At 65.7% G+C, this 20,434-nt stretch carries 15 protein-coding genes; 6 read left to right on the forward strand and 9 right to left on the reverse strand.

All coding sequences use genetic code 11. The annotated features are described in order from the left end of the window. Window positions 1–64: 64 nt before the first annotated feature. The 5 genes from AAEU42_RS10565 to AAEU42_RS10585 all read right to left on the reverse strand — a co-directional run bounded on the left by AAEU42_RS10565 (window position 65) and on the right by AAEU42_RS10585 (window position 7,160). Window positions 65–1,276: a carboxylate--amine ligase gene (locus AAEU42_RS10565; RefSeq protein ID WP_342233515.1), complete on the reverse strand. Its 1,212-nt coding sequence runs from the start codon at window positions 1,274–1,276 to the stop codon at window positions 65–67. Next, the gene (locus AAEU42_RS10570) at window positions 1,276–1,455 is read right to left on the reverse strand and encodes a hypothetical protein (RefSeq protein WP_342233516.1); all 180 of its coding nucleotides are present in this window, start codon (window positions 1,453–1,455) and stop codon (window positions 1,276–1,278) included. Before AAEU42_RS10570 ends, AAEU42_RS10565 begins: the two co-directional genes overlap by 1 nt. 217 nt (window positions 1,456–1,672) lie before the next feature. Beyond that, on the reverse strand, window positions 1,673–3,913 hold the full coding sequence (locus AAEU42_RS10575; protein WP_342233517.1) for a RelA/SpoT family protein: 2,241 nt from the start codon (window positions 3,911–3,913) through the stop codon (window positions 1,673–1,675). Between the two features lie 15 nt (window positions 3,914–3,928). Continuing rightward, window positions 3,929–5,995, reverse strand: coding sequence for a single-stranded-DNA-specific exonuclease RecJ (gene recJ, locus AAEU42_RS10580; RefSeq protein ID WP_342233518.1), 2,067 nt, complete (start codon window positions 5,993–5,995; stop codon window positions 3,929–3,931). A 118-nt stretch (window positions 5,996–6,113) separates the two neighbouring features. Beyond that, the gene (locus AAEU42_RS10585) at window positions 6,114–7,160 is read right to left on the reverse strand and encodes a M42 family metallopeptidase (protein ID WP_342233519.1); all 1,047 of its coding nucleotides are present in this window, start codon (window positions 7,158–7,160) and stop codon (window positions 6,114–6,116) included. Between the two features lie 70 nt (window positions 7,161–7,230). Here AAEU42_RS10585 and ybaK point away from each other — a divergent pair, with 70 nt between their 5' ends. Further along, on the forward strand, window positions 7,231–7,707 hold the full coding sequence (gene ybaK / locus AAEU42_RS10590) for a Cys-tRNA(Pro) deacylase (protein WP_342233520.1): 477 nt from the start codon (window positions 7,231–7,233) through the stop codon (window positions 7,705–7,707). 17 nt (window positions 7,708–7,724) lie between these two features. On the opposite strand, the gene AAEU42_RS10595 is transcribed toward ybaK, so the two are convergent. Then, the gene (locus AAEU42_RS10595) at window positions 7,725–8,648 is read right to left on the reverse strand and encodes a cation diffusion facilitator family transporter (protein WP_342233521.1); all 924 of its coding nucleotides are present in this window, start codon (window positions 8,646–8,648) and stop codon (window positions 7,725–7,727) included. Window positions 8,649–9,330: 682 nt separating this feature from the next. Between AAEU42_RS10595 and AAEU42_RS10600 the strand changes: the two genes are divergently transcribed. The 5 genes from AAEU42_RS10600 to AAEU42_RS10620 all read left to right on the forward strand — a co-directional run bounded on the left by AAEU42_RS10600 (window position 9,331) and on the right by AAEU42_RS10620 (window position 16,532). Next, window positions 9,331–10,200 carry a DUF4358 domain-containing protein gene (locus AAEU42_RS10600; protein ID WP_342233522.1) on the forward strand — a complete coding sequence of 290 codons (870 nt, stop codon included), beginning with the start codon at window positions 9,331–9,333 and terminating at the stop codon, window positions 10,198–10,200. Window positions 10,201–10,668: 468 nt separating this feature from the next. Then, a complete protein-coding gene (locus AAEU42_RS10605; protein WP_342233523.1) occupies window positions 10,669–12,540 on the forward strand; it encodes a purple acid phosphatase family protein in 1,872 nt (623 codons plus the stop codon). An 89-nt stretch (window positions 12,541–12,629) separates the two neighbouring features. Continuing rightward, complete coding sequence (locus tag AAEU42_RS10610) at window positions 12,630–13,775, forward strand: YibE/F family protein (RefSeq protein ID WP_342233524.1); 1,146 nt, start codon at window positions 12,630–12,632, stop codon at window positions 13,773–13,775. A 106-nt stretch (window positions 13,776–13,881) separates the two neighbouring features. Further along, window positions 13,882–15,099 (forward strand): FprA family A-type flavoprotein, encoded by a 1,218-nt coding sequence (locus AAEU42_RS10615; RefSeq protein WP_342233525.1) that lies wholly within the window; start codon window positions 13,882–13,884, stop codon window positions 15,097–15,099. Between the two features lie 95 nt (window positions 15,100–15,194). Further along, on the forward strand, window positions 15,195–16,532 hold the full coding sequence (locus AAEU42_RS10620; RefSeq protein WP_342233526.1) for a transglutaminase-like domain-containing protein: 1,338 nt from the start codon (window positions 15,195–15,197) through the stop codon (window positions 16,530–16,532). 88 nt (window positions 16,533–16,620) lie between these two features. Here the strand turns inward: AAEU42_RS10620 and AAEU42_RS10625 are convergent, their stop codons facing one another. Genes AAEU42_RS10625 through AAEU42_RS10635 form a run of 3 tightly spaced genes read right to left on the reverse strand, consistent with a single transcriptional unit; the run spans window position 16,621 to window position 20,425 of the window. Next, the gene (locus tag AAEU42_RS10625) at window positions 16,621–17,901 is read right to left on the reverse strand and encodes an L-cysteine desulfidase family protein (protein ID WP_342233527.1); all 1,281 of its coding nucleotides are present in this window, start codon (window positions 17,899–17,901) and stop codon (window positions 16,621–16,623) included. Window positions 17,902–17,946: 45 nt separating this feature from the next. After that, window positions 17,947–19,026 carry a M24 family metallopeptidase gene (locus AAEU42_RS10630; protein WP_342233528.1) on the reverse strand — a complete coding sequence of 360 codons (1,080 nt, stop codon included), beginning with the start codon at window positions 19,024–19,026 and terminating at the stop codon, window positions 17,947–17,949. Window positions 19,027–19,036: 10 nt separating this feature from the next. Next, window positions 19,037–20,425 carry a Sapep family Mn(2+)-dependent dipeptidase gene (locus tag AAEU42_RS10635; protein ID WP_342233529.1) on the reverse strand — a complete coding sequence of 463 codons (1,389 nt, stop codon included), beginning with the start codon at window positions 20,423–20,425 and terminating at the stop codon, window positions 19,037–19,039. Window positions 20,426–20,434: the final 9 nt, after the last annotated feature.

Genomic DNA, 20,434 nt, shown 5'->3' on the forward strand with positions numbered 1-20,434 from the left:
GGTGCCCGTGACACCTTCCCCCAGGGGAAGGCTTTTGAAGGGCAGTTCCTTAAGGGACGGCGTTTTAGTCTTTGGGCTTTTCCATGCTGGAGGCATACCAGCCGTATTGGCGGCGCTGGATGCGCCAGACGCGCAGCTTGTGCAGGAGGGCGTGGTCGGCGGAGTACCACAGGGGGTTCACCGCCGCCCCGGCCTTCTCCAGGGCCTTCATCTCCGGGTGAAGGCGCTTGGGGATATAGTCGTAGGCTACCTTCTTGGGGATGGCCCACCACAGGTGGCGGTTTTCCGTCACCACCAAGGGCTGTTCCTGGTGGAACACCCGGTCCTCCACCAGGAACCTGGCCAGGTTATAGCCCGCGCCGGTGACATAGTAGTTGCTGCGGCCCTGGCGGCAGTTGATCTCGAAGGCCTTGTAGCTGCCGTCCCGGGGGTCGAACTTGATATCGAAGTTGGAGAAGCCCACAAAGTGAATGTCCTCCAGGAAGCGGCGGAAGGTCTCGCACAGCTCGGCATTGGGCTCGGTGATGATGACGGCGTGGTTGCCGATGCCGTGGCGGGTGTGCTCCTCCAGGAGGACGTGGCCCAGGCACATGAGGCGGACCTTGCCCGCGCCGTCTGAATAGCAGGTGAGGACCCGCATGTTCTCGTCCCCGCCGGGGATGAAATCCTGGATGATGAGGGAATCCTCATAGCCGTGGCCGTAGATGTCGTCGATGACGGCGTCCACCTCCTCCCTGGTCTGGAGGATATAGGCCTTCTTCTGGGTGTCGAAGGGATGGTCCCAGTAGGTGGCCGACTCGGCGGGCTTCACGGCGAAGGGGCCGGGGAAGGGCAGGGTGAAGTCGTGGCCCATGGACTTTTGGTAGACAAAGGTCCTGGGGTGGTCGATGCCGTACTGGTCGCAAAGGGCGTAGAACCGCTCCTTGTGGATGAGGCCCTCCATCTGCTCCAGGGGGACATAGGGGGCCACCACGTTGGCGGGGTAATTGGACAGGTTGGCGGCGATGGACGTGAGGTAGTTGTCCCCACAGCCCAGGAGTAAAATCGTTTTGTCGGGGAACTCCGCCGCCACGTGGCGGACGTTTTCCAGCACGATCTCCGGCTCGTCGTTGCGCTCGCTAACCCGGTAGTCAATGATGGCGCTGCCGTAGCAGGGCCCCGAGGGGTACATGCCATAGGCCACCGTCTTGACCCCATAGGCCTCGTGAAAGGCCCGGGCCATGGAGTATACATTGATGTCCGCCCCCAGCAGGAGCGGGACAAAAGGCTGATCCATCAGCAATACGCCCCCTGAAATTCCATGTCGTACCAGCCCTCCCCCAGCTCGGTGAGGGTGGCGGGATAGTGGGCCTGAGCCCAGCCGGCCTCCTCCGCCGTGAGGCGGACCTGGCGGCGGAGGGTCTCTCCGTGGGAAAACGCCTCGGAGAGGCGGGCGGTCAGTTCGTATTCATCCATATCTGGTTTCCCTCTTTTTCTCTGCTTCTCTACGTTGGGGGGAAGGTGCTTCACGAGACGTTCCCCTCTTTTTCTCTATGTGGGGGTTTTGCTTGTCGAGGGGTTCCCCTCATCTTCTCTATATTGGGAGGTTTTGCTTGGCGATAGGTTCCCCTCATCCGCCCCAGTCTGCGGACTGGGGCACCTTCCCCCTGGGGGAAGGCTTTAGGGGCGGCGTTTAGCCGGCGGAGCGCTTGACCTGGTAGACGCTCTGGATCTGGCCCAGCTTGTTCATCACGTTGTTGAGCTCGGCGCGGTCCTTGACCTCCAGCACCACCGAAATGACGGCGTAGCCGTCGGGCATGGACTTGGCCGAGAGGCTGGTCACCTTCACCTTGGCCGCCGAGAGGGCCATGGCCACGTCCAGGGTGAGGGCGTCCCGGTCCTTGGCGGAGAGCTCCAGGGAGGTGCGGTAGCCGGAGAGGTCCCCGTCCACCCAGTCCACCTTCACCCAGCGGCCCAGCTCGTCGGGCTTGCGGTTCTCCTCCATGGCGTTGGGGCAGTCGGCCCGGTGGACGGACACGCCGTAGCCCCGGGTGATGAAGCCCACCACCGCGTCCCCGGGCACCGGGGTGCAGCACTTGGCGAACTTGACCAGGCAGTTGTCCAGCCCCTCCACGATGATGCCCGACTGGGAGTGGCGGCGGGGGGCCTCCTTCAGGGTGGCGGCGGTGTTTGCGGAGGAGGCGGGCATGATGACCCCGCCGTTCCCGGCGGCCAGCTTTTCCGCCTGGGCCTTGTCGGCCACGGATTTGTCCATGCGGACCAGCTCGTCCTTCATCCGGGCCACCACCTTCACGGCGGAGACCCCGCCGTAGCCGATGGCGTTGTAGAGCTCATCCAGGGCGCTGAAGCGGACCTTTTTCAGCAGGGCGGGCAGCGCCTCCTCGGCGGTGACCTCCGCCAGGGTCATGCCCTGGTGCTTGAGCTCGGACTCGAAGAGGGAGCGTCCGGTGGCGATGTTCTCCTCCCGGCGCTCCTTTTTGAACCACTGGCGGATCTTGTTGCGGGCCTCGTTGGACTTGCACAGCTTGAGCCAGTCCCGGCTGGGGCCGTGGGCGGATTTGGAGGTGATGACCTCCACGATGTCGCCGGACTTGAGCTGGGTCTCAAAGGGGACGATGCGGCCGTTGACCTTGGCTCCCGTCATGTGGTTGCCCACGGCGGAGTGGATGGAGTAGGCGAAGTCGATGGGGGTGGCCCCCGCGGGAAGGCTCTTCACGTCCCCCTGGGGGGTAAAGACGAAGACCTCGTCGGCGAAGAGGTCCACCTTGAGGGTGCGGACGAACTCATCGGGGTCGGCGTCCTGCTGGCTCTCCAGCAGCTTGCGGACCCACTCAAAGGCCTCCTCGGTGCCCAGGGCGTTGTTGGCCATGCCCTGCTTGTATTTCCAGTGGGCGGCGATGCCGTATTCGGCGGTGTTGTGCATCTCCTGGGTGCGGATCTGCACCTCGAAGGGCAGGCCCTCCCGGCCGATGACGGTGGTGTGGAGGGACTGGTAGCCGTTGGGCTTGGGGGTGGAGATATAGTCCTTGAACCGGCCCAGCACCGGGTTGAACATATCGTGGATACAGCCCAGGACGTAGTAGCAGGTGGGCACGTCGGCCACGATGACCCGGAAGGCGTAGAGGTCGAAGATCTCGTCCAGGGTCTTGTTCTGGGCGTACATCTTGCGGTAGATGGAGTAGATGTGTTTCACCCGGCCGTAGACCTGGCAGGTGATGTTCTCCTCGTCCATGCGGCCCTGGATGCGCCTTTGGATGCCCGCCAGAAACTCCTCGTGGGCGGAGGAGCGGGCCGCCAGCTCGTCGGCGATCTCCTGGTAACCGATGGGGTCCAGGTACTTCAGGGAAGTGTCCTCCAGCTCCCACTTGATGCGCTGCATACCGAGACGGTGGGCGATGGGGGCGTAGATCTCCATGGTCTCCAGGGCCTTTTCTCGCTGCTTGCGGGCGGACTGGTACTCCATGGTGCGCATATTGTGGAGCCGGTCGCAGATCTTGATGAGGATCACCCGGATGTCCTTGGCCATGGCCATGAGCATCTTCCGCAGGTTCTCCATCTGCTCCTCTTCCTTGGAGACGTACTGGACCCGGGTCAGCTTGGTGACCCCCTCGACGAGATCGGCCACCGCCGGGGAGAACCGCTTGGCGATCTCCTCGTGGGTGACGCCGGTGTCCTCGATGGTGTCATGGAGGAGGGCGGCGATGATGGAGTCGGTGTCCAGCTCCAAATCGGCCACGATCTCGGCCACCGCCAGGGGATGGGTGATATAGGGGGTACCGTCCTTCCGAAGCTGCCCGGAGTGGGCGTTGTCGGCGAAGGAGAACGCGTCGAAGAGCCGTCCTGTGTCCAGGGCCGGGTTATAGGCTTTGATCTTATCCTCCAACGCCTGATAGCGCTCTAAAATCGGATCCATACGTTCTCCCTCCTTTCAGGATCGGTCCGCCAGCCGGCGAAGCTGGCGCATGAGCTCGCTGCTCTCCAGGTCCACCTTCCCGGCGGTGTCCCGGATCTGGATGCGCAGGTGGTCGGTGGCCCGCTCCACCCGGATAAGGCCCCGGTCGTGAAAGACGGCCAGGCACACCTCGGTGCGCATGAAGGTCTCCCGGAGGCCGCAGGACCGGGCCACGTTCCGGGCCAAACGCTGGGCGGTCTCCTCGATGCAGCCCTCCCCGCAGCGGGAGCGCAGGTAGCGCCACAGGTTGGCGAACTCCTGCCGGCTGGGCAGGAGAGCGGCCGCCTCCGAGCGGGAGAGGGCCTCCCCCTCCATGAGCCGCCGGAACAATTCCTCCTCCGCCTGGGCCCTGGTGCGGGCGGGGCGCAGGTCGCAGACCTGGAGCTGGACGTTCCTCCAGCCCCGGTACTCGTTGATCTGGGGGTAGAAGCACACGTCCACCCGGTCCCCCGGGTTGATCCCCGCCTCCGCCATCGTGGCGGAGAAGAAGATGGCGTCCAGGTGCCCCCCGGAGACCGAGAGCTTCAATTTCATATGTTTCCCATTTCCCACCTGGGTCAGACCCGCCACCGTGCAGCCGTCCAGCCGAAACACCGGTTTTTGGTTGCCGGGGCCGTAGGGCTCCAGGAGGGACAGGCCCTCCACCTCCGCCTGGGTCAGCAGGGAGACGTCGGGCAGGACGCAGTCCACCGTCAGGACGGTGACCGGCTCGGCCTGGTTCCGGGCCTGCCGGGCCAGGTCGTTGACCCGGGCGCGGAAGGCGGGGATATGCTCTTCCAGGATGGTGAAGCCCGCCGCCAGCTCGTGGCCGCCGTAGGACTCCAGCAGGTCCCCGCACCCCTCCAGCAGGGTGAAGAGGTTCAGCCCGCCGTAAGAGCGGCAGGAGCCCTTGCCCCTGCCGTCCTGGAGACAGATCATGAAGGCGGGCACGGCGTACTTCTCCGTCAGGCGGGAGGCCACGATGCCCACCACTCCCTGGTGCCAGGTGTCCCCGGCCAAAACCAGGGCGTCCCGCTCCCCGGCGGGGAGGGCGTCCACCAGCAGGTCGCACTGGTCGAAGATGTCCCGCTCCAACTCCTGGCGCTGGTGGTTGAGCTCGCACAGCTCCTTGGCCAGCGCCTCGGCTCGGGCGGGATCGGACGTGAGAAGGAGCTCCTCGGCCACCTCCGCCCGGCCCATACGGCCGGCGGCGTTGACCCGGGGGGCCAGGGTGTAGCCGATGGAGATGGAGGAGAGGGCCTTGCCCTCGGCCCCCGCCTCCCGCAGCAGCGCCCGCAGGCCGGGCCGGGCGGTGCGGGAGAGGGCGGTGAGGCCCCGGCGGACGATGGTGCGGTTCTCGCCGGTGAGCTCCATCACGTCGGCCACGGTGCCCAGGGCGCAGAGATCGGCGTACCGGTCCAGCAGCTCGTTTTCCCGCTCCGGCCCCGCCAGGGCCATGCACAGCTTGAGGGCCACGCCCACCCCCGCCAGGCACTTGAAGGGGTAGGGGCAGTCCGGCCGGTGGGGGTCCACCACCGCCGCCGCGGCGGGGAGGACCTCCTTGCACTCGTGGTGGTCGGTGATGATGACCTCCAGCCCCAGGCCGGCGGCGAAGGCCGCCTCTTCCACGGCGGTGATGCCGCAGTCCACAGTGACCACCACTCCGGCCCCCTGCTCCGCCAGCTTTTCCACCGCCCCCCGGTTGAGGCCGTAGCCCTCCTCCAGCCGGTTGGGGATGTAGGGGAGAACCGTCCCCCCCTCCGCCCGGAGAAAATCCGTCAAAAGGCAGGTGGCGGTGATGCCGTCCACGTCGTAGTCCCCGTAGACGGCGATGACCTCCCCCCGCTCCAGGGCCCGCCGCAGCCGGCCCGCCGCCCTGTCCATGTCCGCCATGGACAGGGGATCATGGAGAGGGGGCTCTTCCAGCAGAAAACGCCGGGCCTCCTCCCCATCGCCCCATCCCCTGGCCGCCAAGACCTTGGCGCACAGGGCAGGGATGCCGGCCCGGCGGAGAGGTGCGTCCTCCCGGCCTGGGGCCAGCTCATTCCATTGTCTGTACTTCATGGGCTTATCCCGCCCTCCGAATTGAACAAATTATCTTTTATTATATCAAATCAGCGGGCGGGTGACAATGTTATGGGAAATATTTTTCCCCGGGCATCTTTTCCCAGGGACCGGGCGGTCATTCACACTCCAGGTACAGCCCGATGAGCTCCACGGTGGCCTTCAGGCCCTTCCAGTGGGTGCGCTCCATGCCGTGGGAGGCGTGGACGCCGGGGCCGATCAGGGCGCAGCGGGTGTCCCGCCCCGCCTTCCAGCACACCGCCGCGTCGGAGGAGTAGTGGGGGTAGATGTCCACGGCGTGGTCCACCCCCGCCCCCTCCGCCAGGGCGATCAGGCGGGAGACCATGCCGTAGTCGTAGGGCCCCATGTTGTCCTTGGCGCAGATGGAGACCTGCTCCTCGGTGCAGGACAGGTCCTCCCCGATGCAGCCCATATCCACCGCCAGCAGCTCCTCCAGGTCCTCGGAGAAGGTGGCGCCGCCGTGGCCCACCTCCTCGTAGACGGTGAAGGTGATTTCGGTGTCGTACCGGGGCCTCTCCCCCCGGTCGGCCATGATCCGCAGGGCGGTGAGGAGGCAGGCGGCGCTGGCCTTGTCGTCCAGGAAGCGGGACTTGAGAAAGCCGGAGGGGGTGACCACCGTCTTGGGGTCGTAGCACACGAAGTCCCCGGCACCGATACCCAGAGCCCGGACCTCCTCCCTCGTGTGGACCAGCTCGTCCACCCGCACCGCCATGTTCTTCTCGTCCCGGGGCCGGGTGGCGGCGTCGTCCTGGACGTGGGCGGCGGGGGAGAGGGAGAGGATGGTGCCGGTGTACACCTTGCCGGACCTGGTATAGATCCGGCAGTACTCCCCGTCCAAAGTGGGCAGCAGGGGGCCGCCCACGGGGGTGATCATCAGCATCCCCCCGTCGGTAACGGAGCGGACCATGAGCCCCAGGGTATCCACGTGGGCGCAGAGCCCCACCTTCCTGGTGTGCTCCCGGCCGGGGACCAGGATGGTCAGGTTTCCCTTGTTGCTCCGCCGGGTCTCATAGCCCATGTCCCGGGCCAGCCCCTCCGCCGTCTCCACCGCCTTTCCGGTGAAGCCGCTGGGGCTGTCCTGGCCCAGCAGGGCCCTCGCGTAGTCCATGGCCGTATCCCGGTAGGGCGTCACGTCCCATTTCATTTGAAATTCCTCCTTGATGGGTCTATAATACCCCCATAGTTTACCACAAAACGGGAGGTATTTCCACGTTATGGCTGAGGAAAAGACCAATGTGATGCGGCTTCTGGACCAGAAAAAGGTGCCTTACGCCCCCCACCATTATGACGTCAGCGACGGCGCCCTGGACGGCGTCACCGCCGCGGCGCGGCTGGGGGTGCCGCCGGAGACCTGCTTCAAGACCCTGGTGACGGTGGGGGCCTCCAAGCGCAGCCACGTGTTCGTCATCCCGGTGGAGCGGGAGCTGGACCTGAAAGCCGCCGCCAGGGCCGCCGGGGAGAAGTCCATCGAGATGATCCGCCAGGCCCAGCTCCTCCCCCTCACTGGCTACGTCCACGGGGGCTGCTCCCCCATCGGGATGAAAAAACGCCTCCCCACCTTTATCGACGACAGCGCCCAAGCCCTTCCCGAAATGACGGTGTCCGCCGGGAAGGTGGGTTGTCAGGTGACCCTGTCTCCCCAAGCCTTGGCCGGCTTCGTGGGGGCCCGGTTTGCCCCGGTGAGCAAATAAAAGAAGGGCCGGAGCGTTTAAAGCTCCGGCCCTTCCGCCGCGTCGTCCGGGTTGACGTGGATCATGATGTGCTTGATGTCGGGGAACCGGGTCTCCACCTCGCTGTGGACCGCCTCGGCGATGGCGTGGGCCTGGCGCAGGGGCAGGTCCCCGTCCACGGCGATCTCGGCGTCGATATACACCCGGCTTCCAAACATCCTGGTCCGAAGCAGGTCCAGCCGGACCACCCCCGCCTGGGCGGCGATATAGTCGGACACCGACTTCTCGTAGTCCTCGCCGCAGGCGGTGTCCACCATCTTGCTCATGGCGTCCTTCAAAATATCATAGGCCACCTTGAGGATGAAGAGGCAGATGACCACGCTGGCGATGGGGTCCAGGATGGGCCAGCCCAGCATGGCGCCCCCGATGCCCAGCAGGGAGCCCACCGAGGAGAGGGCGTCCGAGCGGTGGTGCCAGGCGTCGGCCATAAAAGCGTCGGAGTGGAGGAGCTTGGCGCACCGGCGGGTATACCAGTACATGGCCTCCTTCACCACGATGGAGACCACGGCGGCCGCCAGGGCCAGGCCCCCCGGCACCGCCAGCTCCTCCCACCGGCCGGCGGCGATCTTCTCGATCCCGGCCGCCCCGATGCCCAGGCCAGTGGCCAGCAAGATGAGCCCCAGCACCAGGGAGGCCACGCACTCCATTCGCTCGTGGCCGTATGGGTGGGCCTTATCCGCCTTGCGCTGGGACATCCGCACCCCCAGGAAAGCCACGAAGGTGGCGAAGACGTCGGACATGGAGTGGACGGCGTCGGACACCATGGCCCCCGAGCGGCCAACGATACCCGCGAAGAGTTTGAACGCGGTCAGGATGATATTTCCCCCGATGCCCACGGCGGAGACTTGGTCGACGAGCCTGCGCTCCTCTTCCGGCGTCTTTACAGTCTCATGAAAAACCATGGCAAACCCCCCTTTCTCCCATCATAAAGCATGCCCGCGGAACATGTGACTGTCCCGCGGGCATGTATCATGTCCTCCGCTGCCGAATCCGGCCCGGCTCCTCGCCTGTCTCGTATTCAAATATGCCCCCGCCGGGGGAGAGATTTTTCCTATTCTAGCAGTGCAGGGGGTCTTTGTCAAGCATAAACTCCGCCGCAGCCCGCATTTATGACGGTTCCGGGAGTCCCAGGCTTCCGGCAAGGCTCCGTTCAAAAATATCCTGGTAAAAATATTTGACGTCGCATGACCAATACCAGCGGAGGCGGCTTGTCGAAAATATACTGCGCGGACCAGAGAAAAAACCGGAAGGAAGTTCTTCTGGCCGCTCTTTCCGGGACTGGGCTTTCTCCCTGCGGCTCCGGGGGAGCAGTTTTTTCCCCCCCACCCCATTGCGGATGATTGGGACTCTGTCTCCGTTCCCCGTAAGGAGCCGACCATCTTACAGGCACGGGGCACATCCCCTTCGCGGCCTGGCCAGAGGCTTTTTAAGCGGACGGCGGTGGTCCGGCCGAGCGGAAAACGGACATTTTTAATGTTTAAATATTTTTTATTTTCTTTGGGAACTTTTTTCCCGTCCCTTCGTCAAAGAGGAACGCATGCCGCCGAAGGCATGGATCAAAACGACAAAAGGAGCAGAATACTTATGATGAAACGCATTGGTTCCACGGCCCTGGCCCTCGCCCTGGCCGCCTCCATCGCCCCCGCCGCCATGGCTGAGGATATGATGGATATCGTCCCCCTGTCCGACACCGGCTACGCCGCCTCCATCGCCGTCAACGGCGAGGAGCTGGATCTCTCCGGCATCCCCGCCGCCGAGGACGGCATCTACCTGCTACCCATGCGGGTGGTGACCGAGGCCGACTACGGCTTCGCCGACTGGTACGCCGAGGAGAACCAGGGCTATTTCGCCCTGGACGACCACCGCATCTACGTCAACTTCTCCGACAACTCCGTGGAAGTGGACGGCGAGAAGCTGGAGGACGTGACCGCCACCGTCATCGACGGCGTCACCTTCCTGCCCGCCAGTGTCATCGACGGCCTGGAGGGCTACTCCGTGCTGGTGGCCGAGCGTGAGCCCGCCCTCATCTCCATCTCCACCCCCAACGGCGCCCCCCTGACCAAGCTGGCCCGGGAGATCATGGACACCACCGAGATGGCCTCCTCCATGAAGAACAGCGCCGAGACCCTGAAGGACTTCGTGGGCATCGACCCCGCCAACTATGACGAGTTCGTCTCCTTCTCCTCCATGATGATCCGGGCCGACGCCCTGTTCATCGGCAAGCTGGCCGAGGGCGCCGACATGGACGCCGCCAAGGAAGAGCTGGAGGCCGTCCGTGCCCGCATCCAGCAATCCTTTGAGCAGTACCTCCCCGCCCCCCTGGAGATGGCCAAGAACGGCAAGATCGTGGAGAAGGACGGCTACGTGGCCCTCTTCATCTCCCCCGACGTGGACAAGGCCATCGAGATGTTCGAGGCCGCTGTGACCGAGCTGAACGCCGCCGAGGCGGAGTAAGCCTCCACCATCCAAACAGCATGACGGGACGCGCCCAAGGGCCCGTACCCATAAGGAAAGATGCGGGCCTGCCTTAGCCCTTTTGGCGCAAAAGTCTGCAAAACCGCCCGGCATCCGTCAGGATTGCCGGGCGGTTTTTCGTCTTTTTCCCTCAAAAGGGCGTTGGCAGGACTCCTTCGGACCCAGTTGGGCCCAATGAGGAGGAAGATGCAAGCAACATCGGCGCCGGCGCCCTGGCGGGCGCCAAGCCGGGGTTGCGCCGCAGCTTCGCCTCAGGGGACCCAACTGGGCGCATCCTTCCTTATGGGTGCGGGCCCAGGGGCGCGTCCCGTTTTTTGTCCCCCTTTGTAAAGCCTTTTCAAAGCCGTGTAAAGCTTTGGAAAAGTCCATTGTTTTCAATCCTTTCCGGTGCTACACTGGCCCCGGGTTCCAAAATCTGAGCAGAATGGAAAGGAAGTTTTGAGACTGATGAACCTTCGCAGAACTGTGATGGCCGGTGTTCTGGCCGGCACCCTGGCCCTGGGGGCTCTTCCCGCCGCCCTGGCCGCCACCGCCCAATACAACGACTCCAGCGCCACTGGCGGCGACGCCGCCTGGAAGGCCTGGGTGGAGGGCTGGGAGGCCCTCTCCGGTGACTACACCCAGGTGTCCCTCACCCCCGGCAGGGATGAGACCGAGCTGAATTTCGCCTGGTACTCCAAGGTGGAACCCGGCAAGGCCGCCACTCCCGTGGTCCACTTCGGCGCCGACAAGAACGCCCTCACCGCCTTCACCGGCGTGTCCGCCGAGGTGGACGACAGCCTGACGGGCGGGGTGAAGTATGTTTACAACCACGTCACCGTCACCGGCCTGAAGGAGAACACCACCTATTATTACACCGTGGAGAAAAATGGAGTCCAGACCCAGGCCGAGACCTACGCCACCCACAGCTTTTCCAGCGTGAAGCTGCTCTACGTGGGCGATCCCCAAATCGGCGCCTCCAAGGGCCAGCCCCAGAACGGGGAAAAGCTGGTCGCCGACGCCGGAGCCGCCAACACCGCCGCCCGGAACGACGGCTTCGCCTGGGCCCGCACCCTGTCCATCGCCCAGGAGCAGAACCCGGATTTGAGCTTCGTCATCTCCGCCGGCGACCAGGTGAACAAGACCGGCAAGGCCAAGGAGGAGGAGTACGCCGGGTATCTCGCCCCCGCCGTTTTGAAATCCCTGCCCGTGGCCACCACCATCGGCAACCACGACTCCCTGAACCCCGACTACCTCTACCACTTCAATAACCCCAACGCCACCGATTACGGCGCCACCCAGGCCGGGGGCGACTACTACTACACCTACGGCGCGGGGCTGTTCATCGTGCTGAACACCAACAACTACAACGTGGCCGAGCACGAGGCCGCCATCCAGGAGGCCGTGGCCTACGCCCCCGACGCCGCCTGGCGGGTGGTGACCATCCACCAGGACATCTACGGCTCCGGCCTGGACCACTCCGACACCGACGGCATGATCCTGCGCACTCAGCTGACCCCCATCTTTGACGCCTACGACATCGACGTGGTGCTCCAGGGCCACGACCACACCTACTCCCGCTCCAAGCTCCTCTACGGCGACGGCCAGAGCCACGGCACCTACGAGTTCCAGCTCAACGCCGACAAGACCGACTACGACTGGGACAACGCCTACAACACCCAGAACAACGCCAAGATCCCCCTGTCCCCCGCCGACGAGGCGGGCAAGGCCGCCCAGAGCGCCTTCCAGGCCGACAACTACTGCTATACCATCGAGAGCACCAGCGGCAACACCGTGGTGAACCCCAAGGGCACGCTGTACATGTCCGCCAACTCGGCCTCCGGCTCCAAGTTCTACGAGCTCATCGCCGCCCAGCAGGACTATATCGCCCAGCGCAGCCAGAACTGGCTGCCCAGCTACTCCGTCATCTCCATGACCGCCGACTCCTTCTCCATCGAGACTTACCAGGTCACCGCCGACGGCAAGGCCGAGCGGATCGACGAGGCCTTCACCATCCGGAAGGATGCCGCTCAGCCCGCCAACGCCCAGAAGGCCGTCACTGCCGCCGCTTCCCTGACCCAGGACGGCCAGACCTATTACCGTCTGCGGGACCTGGCCGCCAGCTCCAACGCCTTTGACGTGAGCTGGAACGGCGGCGTGGTCATCACCACCAAGACCGCCTACACCGGCTACAAGCCCACCGGCTCCGCAGAGGGCACCGCCGCCACTCTGAGCGCCAGCGTGGACGGCAGGACCGTCACCACCCCGGCCCTCCTCTCCTGCGGCAACTACTATGTCCCCGCCGGCTTCCTCCCCACCCTGGGCGTGGAGCTGGGATGATTCCCCCATTCCCATGCGCCACGCGGCGGGCGGGTTTCAGACCCGCCCGCCGCGCCGTATCCACCTGAATAGAGAAGGGGTTGAAGCGTTTGAATAGGAATTGGAAGCAGGGGCTTCTCCGCTGGGGGGTGCCCGCGGTGCTGGCGGCGGTCTTTCTGGCCTTTGTCCTCTGGCTCAACGGCGTGGACAAGATCCCCCTGGTCTCCCGGGTGGGACAGACCTTTGAAAAGGGGGTGGTGACCGCCGTCCTCCAGGACAACCTCCAGCCCGACGGCACCCGGATGGGGGAGCAGAAGGTGCTGGTGAAGATGACCACCGGCATCCGGGCCGGCCAGGAATTGGAGACCACCAGCAGCTCGGGCTACCTCTTCGGGGCGGGCTGCACCGTGGGGATGAGGGTGGTGGTCATCCAGAGCGTGGCGGGAGACTCCACCATCACCGCCGTCTACTCCGTGGACCGGGGCGGGGTGCTGCTCCTCTTCGCCGGGCTCTACCTGCTGGCCTTGTGCCTGGTGGGGGGAAAGCAGGGGGTCAAGGGGGCGTTGGGGCTCCTCTTCACCTTCCTTTGCATCCTCTTTGTCTATCTGCCCATGGTCTACCGGGGCTGGTCCCCCTTCTGGACGGCGGTGTTCGTCTGCGCCGTCACTACGGTGGTGACATTGTGGCTCATCGGCGGGCCCAGCCGCAAGACCGCCGTGGCGGTGGGGGGCACCGTGGCGGGGGTGGTCATCGCCGGGGCGGCGGCCTCCCTCTTCTCCGCCGCCAGCGGCATCACCGGGTGGAACGTCTCCGACATCGAGAGCCTTATGACCCTGGCCAACGCCGGGGACGTGCAGGTGGGGGGCCTGCTCTTCTCCGGGCTCCTCATCTCCGCCCTGGGGGCGGTGATGGATGTGGCCATGTCCATCGCTTCCTCCATCCAGGAGGTGTACGCCCAAAATCCCGCCCTCTCCCGCTTGGAGCTCTTCCGGGCGGGGATGCGGGTGGGCCGGGACCTGATGGGCACCGACTCCAACACCCTCATCCTGGCCTTCGCCGGCTCCAGCGCCTCCATGCTGGTGCTCAATTACGCCTACGACCTGCCCCTTTTGCAGGTGGTGAATTCCAATAACATCGGCATCGCCGTGATGCAGGGGCTCTCCGGCAGCTTCGGGATCGTGCTGGCGGTGCCCGTCACCGTGCTTTTGGCCGTGTGGGCCTACACCTGGGGACACAATGTCCCGCGGGACCCCTGATCGAGGGCGCGTTTCCATTTCGGGAACGCGCTTCCTCTTGTATTTTTGGACACGCTGTGATAGAATACCCCCGAAAATACTATGAATAAGGAGGTCATCGCAATTTATGTATTGTGTACGCCAAGTGACCGACCAGCTTTATTGGGTGGGCGCCAACGACCGGCGGCTGCCCCTGTTTGAGAATATCCACCCCATCCCCAGGGGGATCAGCTACAATTCCTACCTTCTGCTGGACGAGGCCGCCGTCCTCTTCGACACGGTGGACTGGTCCGCCTGCCGCCAGCTGATGGAAAATCTGGAGCACCTGCTGGACGGCCGGGCGCTGGATTACGTGGTCATCCACCACATGGAGCCCGACCACGGTGCCTCCCTTCAGGCGGTGCTGGACCGGTGGCCGGGGGTAAAGCTGGTCGCCACCGCCATGGCCTTCCGTTTCCTGGACCAGTTCGGCGTCTCCTCCGCCGGGCATGAGCGGATCACGGTAAAGGACGGGGACACCCGTTCCTTCGGGAAGCACACCGTCACCTTCCTCACCGCCCCCATGGTCCACTGGCCGGAGGTGATGGTCTCCTTTGACCAGACCACCGGCGCCCTCTTCTCCGCTGACGCCTTCGGCACCTTCGGCGCCCTCAACGGCAGGCTTTTCAACGACGAGATGGACTTCGACCGGGACTGGCTGGACGAGGCCCGCCGGTATTACGCCAACATCGTGGGCAAATACGGCGACGCCACCCAAACCCTGCTGAAAAAGGCGGCGGCCCTGGGGGACGAGCTGAAGCTCATCTGCCCCCTCCACGGGCCGGTATGGCGTTCCGACCTGCGCTATTTCCTGGACAAGTATGACAAGTGGAGCCGCTACGAGCCGGAGGAAAAGGGCGTGGCCGTCATCTACGGCTCCATGTACGGCAACACCGAGCAGGCCGCCGACGCCCTGGCCGCCGCCCTGGTGGAGCGGGGGCTCACCCAGGTGTCCCTGTGGGACGTCTCCTCCACCCACGTCTCCCACCTGATTTCCGAGGTCTTCCGCCTGTCCCACGTGGTGCTGGCCTCGGTGACCTACAACATGGGCATCTATCCTCCCACCCTGGATCTTCTGGAGGACATGAGGGCCCTGAATGTTCAGAACCGCACCTTTGCCGTCCTGGAAAACGGCACCTGGGCTCCCAAGTCCGGGGAGCTGATGGGCAAATTCGTCACCGAGGAGCTGGCGGGCTGCACCCTGCTGGAGCCCAAGCTCACCCTCAAATCCTCCCTTCCCGCCGCCCGGGCCGGGGAGCTGGAAGCCCTGGCGGACGCCATCGCCGCCTCGGTCAAAGGGGAATAAACTGTTCTAAAAAGGACCGCCTTCCGGCGGTCCTTTTCCTTGCCCCCGGGGGCGGGTTGTGGTATTCTGGTAGGCAATGAGAGGAGCGGGTATCCATGACGAAAAACGATGATTTCCTGTCCCTGCACATCCCCCTGCCCCCTGACGTAGCCCGGAGAAAGGCGGCGGGGGACCTGGCGGGGGCCGCGCGGCTCATCGACCGGTATCTCGCCCTGGACGGCCAGCCCGGGCTGGCCCCCCGGCTGCGGGTGGAAAAGCTGCGGCTGGAACGGCTGGAGCGGAACTACCCCTATGACCGTGCCGCCGCCCTGGCCCTGGTGCGGGCAGAGTGGCCCGGCTGCACCGACGCCCAGTTCGACGCCCTGGTGGACAGCGGGCGTATCGATTGGCGGTACATTGGCGGCGAGGCCCGGTACCACGACGCCTTTCTGGACTCCGCCCGCCTCTACCCCGCCGAGGCCCCCGGCCTGCGCCAGGAGCCGGAGGACAACGCCCTGCGGGACCAGGTGTTGGAGCGGATGGAGCGGGAGGGGGAGCTCACCGCCGCCATCACCCTGAAAGCCGCCATCCGGCCTACGGTGGCCGCCGCAGGGCGGCGGGTCCAGGCCTGGCTCCCCCTGCCCGCCGACTGCCCCCAGCAGAGCGGCATCGAGATTTTGGACGCCACTCCCGGCTTTGTGGCCGCCCCCGCCGACGCCCCCCAGCGGACCATCTACTGGGAGAGCACAGAGCGGGACGCCTTCGAGGTGACCTACCGCTACCGCCACCGGGCGGTGTATGTGGACCCCCTGGCCCTCCCCTGTGACGCCGCCCAGCCGACCTTCGACACCGGCGAGCAGCTTCCCCACATCGCCTTCACCCCCTACCTCCGGGCATTGTGCGCCCGGCTGACGGAGGGGTGTGCCGCCCCGGTGGAGAAGGCGGTGGCCATTTACGACTACGTCACCGGGCACGTGGACTACCGCTACCAGCCCGCCTACGTCCAGCTGGACGACATTGCCGACACCTGCGCCCGGGAGCTGCGGGGGGACTGCGGGGTGATGGCCCTCCTCTTCATCACCCTGTGCCGCATGGCGGGCATCCCTGCCCGGTGGCAGAGCGGGCTGTCCGTGCGGCCCGGCCACGTGGGGGCCCACGACTGGGCCATGTTCTACCTGGCTCCCCACGGCTGGCTCTTCGCCGACCCCTCCTTCGGCTCCTCCGCCCGGCGAAACGGCGAGGCGGGGCGAAGGAAACACTACTTCGGCAGCCTGGACCCCTGGCGGATGGTGGCCAACTCCGCCTTCCAGGCCCCCCTGACGCCCCCCGACCCGGCCTACCGGTACGACCCCTACGACAACCAGATGGGGGAGATGGCCGTGGACGGCGTGGGGCTGGATGCCCCCGAGATGGAGCGGACAGTGGAGCAGGTGGAATTCACCCTGGAGGGCTGAACGCCCCGGCAAGCCCGTTTCCCGCACCCCGGAACAGAAAGAGCCCCGGCCTCTCACGAGGCCGGGGCTCTCTTGCTGTTTTGAGGGGTCAGCCCTCCACCATGATTCGCAGAATCTCCTTGTCGGTGGCGTCCATGCCGTCCTTCGCCATCCGGCAAAAGCTGTCGATGGTCCCGGCGCAGTTCTCCTTCACCAGGCCCTCGCCGGGGCGGAACACCCGCCCCCGCTTGGCCATCTCGTAGCCCATGAGCCCGGCCTCAATGGAGCTGGAAATTTTGGCGGCGCAGGAGGACTTGGCCCCGTCGCACACCACGCCCCCGATGTTGCCCAGGCTGTTGGTGATGATCATGCCGATGAGCTCGGCGCCGGCCCCTTGGAGGAAGGCGATGCCGCAGGCGGCGGCGGTGCCGGCGCTGACCGCCCCGCAGAAGGCGGAGAGGCGGCCCATCTTGTACTTCTGCATGATGGCCACCAGGTTGGATACCAGCAGGGCCCGGTACAACTGGTCCCGGGAACAGCCCAGCTCCCTGGCGTACTCGATGACGGGTACGGAGACGGTGATGCCCTGGTTCCCGCTGCCGGAGTTGATGACCACGGGCATCTCACAGCCGTTCATCCGGGCGTCGGACCCCGCCGCGGCAGCGGCCCGGGCCCGGACGCCCACCGACTCGCCGTACACTTCCAGAAGGGTCTGGCCCACCGACTCGCCCCAGCGGGCGGAGAGGCCCTCCGCGGCGATGGCGCTGTTGCAGGCGATCTGCTTGTCCAGCACCCGCGCCACATTGGAGAGGTCCGCGGTCTGGGCGAAGGCCACGATTTTCTCCAGCGTCAGGCAGGAGCGGTCCGTCCCGCCCTCGCCCACGTCCTCCGGGGAGTGGGGGATGTCGTAGACCACGGCCCCGTTCTTCTCGATGTGGACGATGTGGTTGTGCTCGTGGAGAATTTCCACCATCACATTGTCCCCGCCCTTGGCGCAGCGCACGATGATGTGCAGCTTGGCGGGGGTCTCCAACAGGCGGACCCGGCAGACGTTTTGGGCCAGGAGCTCTTTGGTCCGGGCCAGGTCCTCCTCTGTCACGCTGGTCAGGACTTCCAGCTCCTTGGCCGGGTCGCCCCCCACGGCGCCCAGGACGGCGGCTGCCTCGATGCCCCGCAGGTCCACCGTCATGGGCACCACCACGGCCCGGGCGTTCTTGATAAGGTTGCCGCTGCACTCCACCGTCATCTCCTCCGGGACAGCCCTCAGGACCTCCCGGGCCTTCGCCGCGGCGAAGGCGATGGCGATGGGCTCGGTGCAGCCCAGGGCGGTGAGCAGTTCTTCCTTTAAAATGGCCTCATACAGGCGGCAATCGGTCTGACTTACTTCCATGATAGCGGTATTCTCCGTTTCTTCTTCAAGTGGATTTGCGGCCCATCAGGGGATGACCCGCAGTTCTTTGGGCAGGTGGTTGAGGACCTCCGCGCCGTTGGCGGTCACCGCCACCAGGTCTTCCACGCGGACGCCCCCCGTCTGAGGAAGGTAGATCCCCGGCTCTATGGAGAAAATCATGCCCTCCCGCAGGACGGTGTCCGAGGTCTCGCTGAGATAGGGCTCCTCGTGGAGCTGAAGGCCGATCCCGTGGCCGGTGCGGTGGGTGAAAAAGGGGCCATAGCCGCTCTTTTCGATCACGCCGCGGCACACCCCGTCGATCTCCCTCGCCGTCCGCCCCGGCCGCACCGCGGCGATGCCCGCCAGGTTGGCCTCCAGCACCGTGCGGTAGACCCGCTCCATCTCGGGGCTCACGTCCCGGAAAAACACGGTGCGGGTCATGTCGGACTGGTAGCGCCGGTAGGGGGCCCCCGCGTCGATGAGGATACAGTCCCCCGCCTTGGGGCGGACCTCACGGGACTGGGGGTGGGGGCTGGCGCAGTTTTTGCCGAAGGCCACCAGGGCCCCGCCCTGGGCGCCCTCCGCCCCGTGTTTGGAATACAGGCCGTGGATGCTCCGGCTGAGGCCCGCCTCGGTGGAGGATTCGGAGATGGAGGAGATGAGCTCCTCCACCACCCGGTCGTTGATTTGGGAGGAGCGGCGCATCAGCTCCATCTCCTCCCCGTCCTTGCACACCATGGGCAGGGACAGCAGCCGCCCGGCGGAGCGGAAGATGTGGTTGGGGGCCAGGGCCAGCAGGTCCAGCAGATAGCCGCTGGGCCAGGTCTGGTCCACGGCCAGCACGCCCCCCGGCGTCAGGCGGCGGGCCAGGTCTTCCAGGGCCCGGCCCTCCTCCCCGTCCCGGTGGCGGACGGTCTCGGCCCCCGCCCCCAGAGGGGCGAACAGGGCGTTGGCGTAATAGCGGCAGTTCCCCCGCAGGTCCACTAGCAGCACCCGGAGCCGCTCCATGCTCTCTTCCTCGGTCCCGGTGTAGTAGGAAAGGTTCCTGTCGTCGGTGATGAGCGCCTGGTCCAGGCCCAATTCTCCCATGGAGCGGACCAGCCGCTCCAGTCTGCCCCGTCTCATGGTCTTTCCCTCACGCCCTGCCGCTCAGGCGGTACAGCGTGTAGGAGACCATGTCGGCGTGGTCATAGAAGTCCTGGATGAGGACGAACTCATCCGGGGCGTGGACCCCGTCGCCGCAGCCGCCGAAGGCCACCAGCCTGCCGCCGAATTTCTTGGCATAGGTGCCCCCGGCAATGGCCACACATCGGGGCTCGGGCTTCCCTTTGTCCAGGCAGACCTCCCGCAGGACGGCGAACTCCTCCTCCCGGACGCAGTGGTGCCCGTCCACGGCGGAGAGCACCTGGAGCCGGAGCCCCGCGGCGGAGGCGGCCGCCTCCAGCTTGGCCTGGAGCTCCCCGGCGCTGGTGGAGGTGGGGTAGCGGATGTCCCCCACCGTCCACACCCGGTCCCCCTGGGTCTGGATGAGGCCCAGGCTCAAGGTCAGGGGGCCCATATAGTCGTCCCGGCAGGCAATGTCCAGCTTGGGCACGGTCCAGTCCAGGCCGATGGAGTCGGCGATGAACCGGGTCAGGCCGTCGGCCCGCTCCCCCAGCGCGTCCCCGGCAAATTGGGCGTACAGGGAGATGGCGCTGCGCCCGCTCTCGGGCATGGCGGCGTGGGCCGACGCCCCCCGGAAGGTCACCGCGGTCTGGTCCCCCCGGTCCTCCCAGGTCAGGTCGGGGCCGGTTTTCAGCTTCGCCGCGAACCGCGCCCCCTCCTCCGGGTTCATCCGGGCCCTGTCGAAGACGGCGGTCACCGAGGCCGGCACCATGTTGGGGGCCAGGCCGCCGGTGACGTCAAGCACCGGGCAGCCGGCGGGTTTTTGGCCCTCCATGCGGAATTCCATCCGCCCCTTTTCCGCGTTGACGATGTTGTATCCGTCGGCGTCGGGGGTGAAACCGAACAGGGGAAGGGGCTCTTGTTCCAGGTAGTGGTCCAGGTCCTCCATCCCGGTCTCCTCCGCGCAGCCGTAGATGACCCGGAGCTTCCGCTGGGGCGTGTAGCCCAGCTCCTTCATGCACCGCAGGGCGTAGAGGCCCACGACCACCCCCGGCTTGTCATCCCCGGCGCCCCGGGCGTAGAGGATGCCGTTTTCCTCCTCCGCCCCGAAGGGGGGATGGGTCCAGCCGTCGCCGGGGGGCACCACGTCCAGGTGGGCGATGGAGCAGACGTAGTCCTCCCCTGGGCCGTACTCGCTGTACCCGATGTAGTTGTCCAGGTTCACCGTCTTTAGGCCGAAGCCCTCGGAGAGAGCCAGGACGTATTCCAGCGCCCGGCGGGGCCCCGGGCCGAAGGGGGCGCCGTCACAGGGCTCCCCCCGGACGGTGTCCATTTTCAGCAGCTCCTTGAAGTGGAAGAGCATCTCTTCCCGGTAGCCCGCCATTTTCTCCTGGAGGGCCCTCGCAAATGGATTGATCATCTTATCCTC

Source organism: Pseudoflavonifractor phocaeensis (assembly GCF_038439875.1).
Taxonomy (GTDB): domain Bacteria; phylum Bacillota; class Clostridia; order Oscillospirales; family Oscillospiraceae; genus Vermiculatibacterium.

Coding starts and splice junctions, on each gene's coding strand:
- AAEU42_RS10605 (WP_342233523.1), top strand. CDS start 10,669: ATGAACCTTCGCAGAACTGTGATGGCCGGTGTTCTGGCCGGCACCCTG.
- AAEU42_RS10600 (WP_342233522.1), top strand. CDS start 9,331: ATGATGAAACGCATTGGTTCCACGGCCCTGGCCCTCGCCCTGGCCGCC.
- recJ (WP_342233518.1), bottom strand. CDS start 5,995: ATGAAGTACAGACAATGGAATGAGCTGGCCCCAGGCCGGGAGGACGCA.
- ybaK (WP_342233520.1), top strand. CDS start 7,231: ATGGCTGAGGAAAAGACCAATGTGATGCGGCTTCTGGACCAGAAAAAG.
- AAEU42_RS10575 (WP_342233517.1), bottom strand. CDS start 3,913: ATGGATCCGATTTTAGAGCGCTATCAGGCGTTGGAGGATAAGATCAAA.
- AAEU42_RS10635 (WP_342233529.1), bottom strand. CDS start 20,425: ATGATCAATCCATTTGCGAGGGCCCTCCAGGAGAAAATGGCGGGCTAC.
- AAEU42_RS10570 (WP_342233516.1), bottom strand. CDS start 1,455: ATGGATGAATACGAACTGACCGCCCGCCTCTCCGAGGCGTTTTCCCAC.
- AAEU42_RS10585 (WP_342233519.1), bottom strand. CDS start 7,160: ATGAAATGGGACGTGACGCCCTACCGGGATACGGCCATGGACTACGCG.
- AAEU42_RS10630 (WP_342233528.1), bottom strand. CDS start 19,026: ATGAGACGGGGCAGACTGGAGCGGCTGGTCCGCTCCATGGGAGAATTG.
- AAEU42_RS10565 (WP_342233515.1), bottom strand. CDS start 1,276: ATGGATCAGCCTTTTGTCCCGCTCCTGCTGGGGGCGGACATCAATGTA.
- AAEU42_RS10625 (WP_342233527.1), bottom strand. CDS start 17,901: ATGGAAGTAAGTCAGACCGATTGCCGCCTGTATGAGGCCATTTTAAAG.
- AAEU42_RS10615 (WP_342233525.1), top strand. CDS start 13,882: ATGTATTGTGTACGCCAAGTGACCGACCAGCTTTATTGGGTGGGCGCC.
- AAEU42_RS10595 (WP_342233521.1), bottom strand. CDS start 8,648: ATGGTTTTTCATGAGACTGTAAAGACGCCGGAAGAGGAGCGCAGGCTC.
- AAEU42_RS10620 (WP_342233526.1), top strand. CDS start 15,195: ATGACGAAAAACGATGATTTCCTGTCCCTGCACATCCCCCTGCCCCCT.